Genomic DNA, 3,930 nt, shown 5'->3' on the forward strand with positions numbered 1-3,930 from the left:
CGTACGCGCTCGACCTGCTGGCCCGCGTCACGGACGGGATGGGGCATCTGCCGCTGCACGCCGACCTCGACGACGCCGACGAGCCGCTGCGGCTCGGGAAGGTCTCCGGGGAGCGGCCCCCGGCGCGGTACATCGGGGACGGGCCGACGCTGGTGCGGCTGTACGCGGGACGGTCGGTGGACGGCGCCCCGTACGAGCTGGCCGGGGCCGCGGCCGCGGAGCTGAACATCTTCGGGGAGTGAGACCCGCTTCGGGGTGCGGGGGCGCGGAGCCCCGGCCGGCGGGCGTAGGCTGGATTGGACTAGACCTCTAGGTCTCCAGCTCCCTGGGGGCCTGGTCGTCGACGATCCGTGCCTGACGCCGAGGAATGGGGTTCCATGAGCAAGCGTGCACTCCTGGAGGTGATCGCCCTCGACGCCGAGGACGCGGTGGCCGCCCGGGCGGGAGGCGCGGACCGGCTCGAGCTGGTCACCGACATGGCCGCCGACGGACTGACCCCGTCCGTCGCCACCGTCGCCGCCGTCCGCGCGGCCGTCGGCCTCCCGCTGCGGGTGATGCTGCGCCTGACCGACGGGTTCGCCGCCGGCGACCCCGACCGGCTGGTGCGCACGGCCCACCGGGTGCGGGACGCCGGGGCCGAGGAGTTCGTCCTCGGGTTCCTCGACGCCGACGGCCGGGTGGACCTGGACGCCGTGGAACGGGTGGCCGGCGCGCTGGACGGCTGCCGCTGGACCTTCCACCGCGCCATCGACCGGGCCGCCGACCGCGAGGCCCTGCGCAAGCAGCTCGACGGGCTGCCCGGCCTCGACACCTACCTGACGGCCGGCGCGCCCGGCGGCGTCGCCGACGGGCTGCCCACCCTCCTCGCCGAGGCCCGCCGGGGACGAGGGGGCGACCCCGGCTACCGGCAGGAACTGCTCGTCGGCGGCGGCCTGCGGCTGGAGCAGGTGCCCACCCTGCTCGCCGCCGGGGTCCGCGCCTTCCACATCGGGAGCGCGGCCCGGCCGGGCGGATGGACCGCACCCGTCTCGGCGGAGGCCGTGGCGGAGTGGCGCCGGGTGGTGGACGGGGCGCTCGACGCGGCGGCCGGCGCGGTGGCCGACGGGGCGGCCGGAGGTGTGGTCGCCGGGGGCTGAGACCAGTTCCGCCGGACCCGTTCCGGCGGGCCGGTGCCGGCGGATCCGCCCCGCCGGACCGGTTCCGCCGGAGCGGCTCAGGGCAGCAGCTGTTCCGGCAGGGGGGCCGCGTGCGTCACGATCAGGCCCGAGACCGCACGGGTCAGGGCGACGTACAGGCGGCGCAGGCCGGTGCGTTCGTCGGGCTCGCCGTCGACCACGGCACGCGGTTCGTCCAGGACCACGTAGTCGTACTCCAGGCCCTTCGCCAGGGACGCCGGGACCAGGGTGAGCCGGGTGCCGGACGTCGTCTCCTCACCCGGCGCGACGTACCCGAGGCCCGCCTCCGCCAGGGCCCGGGCCAGCTCCGGAATCCGGGCGTCGGCGGCGATCAGGCCGACCGAGCCCTCGCGGGCCAGCAGTTCGCGGCAGGCCGCCAGGACGTCACCGCCGCCGTCCCCGCCGGCCGGGCGGACCGAGAAGAAGCCGGGGTTGTCACGGATCGACGCCACCGGGGTCAGGCCCGGCGCGATGTGCGGGAGCAGCCGGGAGGCGTACGCGATCACGTCCGTCGGGACGCGGAAACCGGCCGTCAGCTCCTCGACCACCGCGTCCCGCTTGCCCAGGTGCCCCAGCGCCTCCTCCCAGCTCCGGGTCGCCCACGGCGTGGTCCCCTGGGCCAGGTCGCCGAGGACGGTGGCCGAACCGGTCGTGCAGCGCCGGCCCACCGCCCGGTACTGCATGGGGGAGAGGTCCTGCGCCTCGTCGAGCACCACGTGCCCGAGGGAAGGGGTGCGCCGGATCAGGTCGGTGGCCTCGTCGATCAGCACCGCGTCCGCCGCCGACCACTTCGCGGACCTCACCGACCGCGCCGGCTTCGCCCAGAGGACCGCCTTGCGCTCGTCCTCGTCGAGCAGTCCGGCCGCGTGCTCGGCCAGGAACTCCGGGTCCGCCAGCAGCCGCAGGACGAGCTTCGCCGGGTCGACGGCGGGCCACACGGCCTTCACCGCCGCCTTCACCGCGCCGTTGCGGGCCACCGCGTCCTGCACCCTGTCGTCCGGGGCCTCCCCGGCCCGCTCCATCTGCACCAGCACGGCGTGCGCGATGCGCTGCGGCAGGGCCTCGCGGGCGGCACCGTAACGGATGTCCCGGTCGAGCAGCTGGCGGACCAGTTCCTCCAGCTCGTACGCCGGCACCCGCCAGCGGCGCGAGCCGCGCACGACGACGACCGGTTCGGTGGGCGGCCTCACGTGCGCGTAGAGGGCCCGGCGCAGCACCTCGGCCATCCGCGCGTCACCCTTGACGAGCGCGGCCCGCGCGTCGTCCGTCCCGCGCACCTCGACGTGGGCCACCAGGTCGTCCACCGTCGCCTGCCCGACCGCCAGCTCGCCCAGCGCGGGCAGCACCTGCTCGATGTAGTGCAGGAAGGACCGGTTCGGCCCGACGACCAGCGTGCCCGTGCGGGCCAGCCGCTCGCGGTGGGCGTACAGCAGGTAGGCGACCCGGTGCAGGCCGACGGCGGTCTTCCCGGTGCCGGGACCGCCCTGCACGCAGACGCTGTCCGACAGACCGGACCGCACGATCTCGTCCTGCTCGGGCTGGATCGTGGCGACGATGTCCCGCATCGGACCGACGCGCGGGCGTTCGATCTCCCGCTGGAGCAGCCTGCTCGTGACGGCCGTCTCGGTGGGATCGGACAGGTGCTCGTCCTCGTACGCCGTGAGGTCCCCGCCGGTGTAGCCGAAACGGCGGCGCAGCGCGACGTCCATCGGGTCCTGCCGGGACGCCCGGTAGAACGGCTGCGAGACCGGCGCACGCCAGTCGATCACCATCGGGTCGCCGTCGGCGTCGTGCACGTGCCGGCGCCCGATGTAGAAGCGTCCGCCCCCGGCCCCCTCCGCCTCCTCGGCGCCCGGGGGGTGCAGGTAGTCGAGGCGGCCGAAGAACAGCGGGGTGTCGTTGAGGTCGGCCAGGGCCTTGATCCGGTCCTCGATCTGCCGCTCCAGGATCTGCGCGTTGACCCAGTTCGCGGTGACGTCGCGGATGTCGAGGGACTCGACGTCCTCACGCATCGCGCGCAGGGCGGCGCGGGACGCGGAGAGGTGGGAGCGCTCGCGGGCCAGAGGGCCTCCGCCGGCTTCACCGGGGACGTCGTCGCCGTGGACGTCGTGGACGTCGGCGCCGGTGGCGGGCGTGGCGGGCGTGGCGGGCGTGGTGGCTGTGGTCGGGGCGAGGGGCGCGGGTTCGGGGACGTGCGCGGGCACGGGTCTGCCTCCGGCTGGTGCTGGCGGTGATGCCGCGGGATCACGGCATGGCGGACCGTCCGGTTTCCGTCCGGGCGGCGGCACTCCGGCGAGGGAGGCGGGGGACCCCGGACGGCATCCGTTCCGGTGGCCGGGGCGAGCGGGAGATTATAGTCGGCTCCCGCACCGGGGGCGAACGGTTGAACGCGGTCCGCCGTCCCGTGGTACCGCCGTCCCGGTCCCGGGGGCCGGGGCCGTACCCCTCAGAGTTCTCAGGGGCGCGGGTACTCCTCGCAGGGGAGACCGTGCGTCCCGGGGAGGACGCGACGGAGTCCGAAGCTGGGCCCAGGGACCGATGCCCCGAACGGGTGATACGGCGCACTCTGGACACATGAGCACAGCGACCTTCACCCCAGGCAATCAGGCCCGTGGCCCGGGCACCCCGCACCGCGGTGCCACCGCCACCGGTTCCGTCCCCCACTCCCCGCACCGCATCGGCAACGCCCTGCGCGCGATCAGGGTCTTCGCCGAGAACGGTGACGGAGAAGAAGCTCTCGGCGAAGACCCTGATC

3 protein-coding genes and 1 pseudogene are annotated in these 3,930 nt (G+C 75.3%); 3 read left to right on the forward strand and 1 reads right to left on the reverse strand.

Annotated features, from left to right (window positions below):
* Together AOK18_RS26435 and AOK18_RS26440 are read left to right on the forward strand one after the other, a co-directional pair.
* Window positions 1-242: pseudogene (locus AOK18_RS26435) on the forward strand (maleylpyruvate isomerase family mycothiol-dependent enzyme); the annotation flags it as partial.
* Window positions 243-377: 135 nt separating this feature from the next.
* Complete coding sequence (locus AOK18_RS26440) at window positions 378-1,136, forward strand: copper homeostasis protein CutC (protein ID WP_055695971.1); 759 nt, start codon at window positions 378-380, stop codon at window positions 1,134-1,136.
* A 77-nt stretch (window positions 1,137-1,213) separates the two neighbouring features.
* Here the strand turns inward: AOK18_RS26440 and AOK18_RS26445 are convergent, their stop codons facing one another.
* Window positions 1,214-3,187, reverse strand: coding sequence for a HelD family protein (locus tag AOK18_RS26445; protein WP_079105194.1), 1,974 nt, complete (start codon window positions 3,185-3,187; stop codon window positions 1,214-1,216).
* Between the two features lie 562 nt (window positions 3,188-3,749).
* Between AOK18_RS26445 and AOK18_RS33710 the strand changes: the two genes are divergently transcribed.
* Window positions 3,750-3,930 (forward strand): hypothetical protein (locus AOK18_RS33710; RefSeq protein WP_079105195.1); only part of this gene is annotated, 181 nt, incomplete at its 3' end.

This window comes from Streptomyces prasinopilosus (genome assembly GCF_001419695.1).
GTDB classification, from domain to species: Bacteria; Actinomycetota; Actinomycetes; order Streptomycetales; family Streptomycetaceae; genus Streptomyces; species Streptomyces prasinopilosus.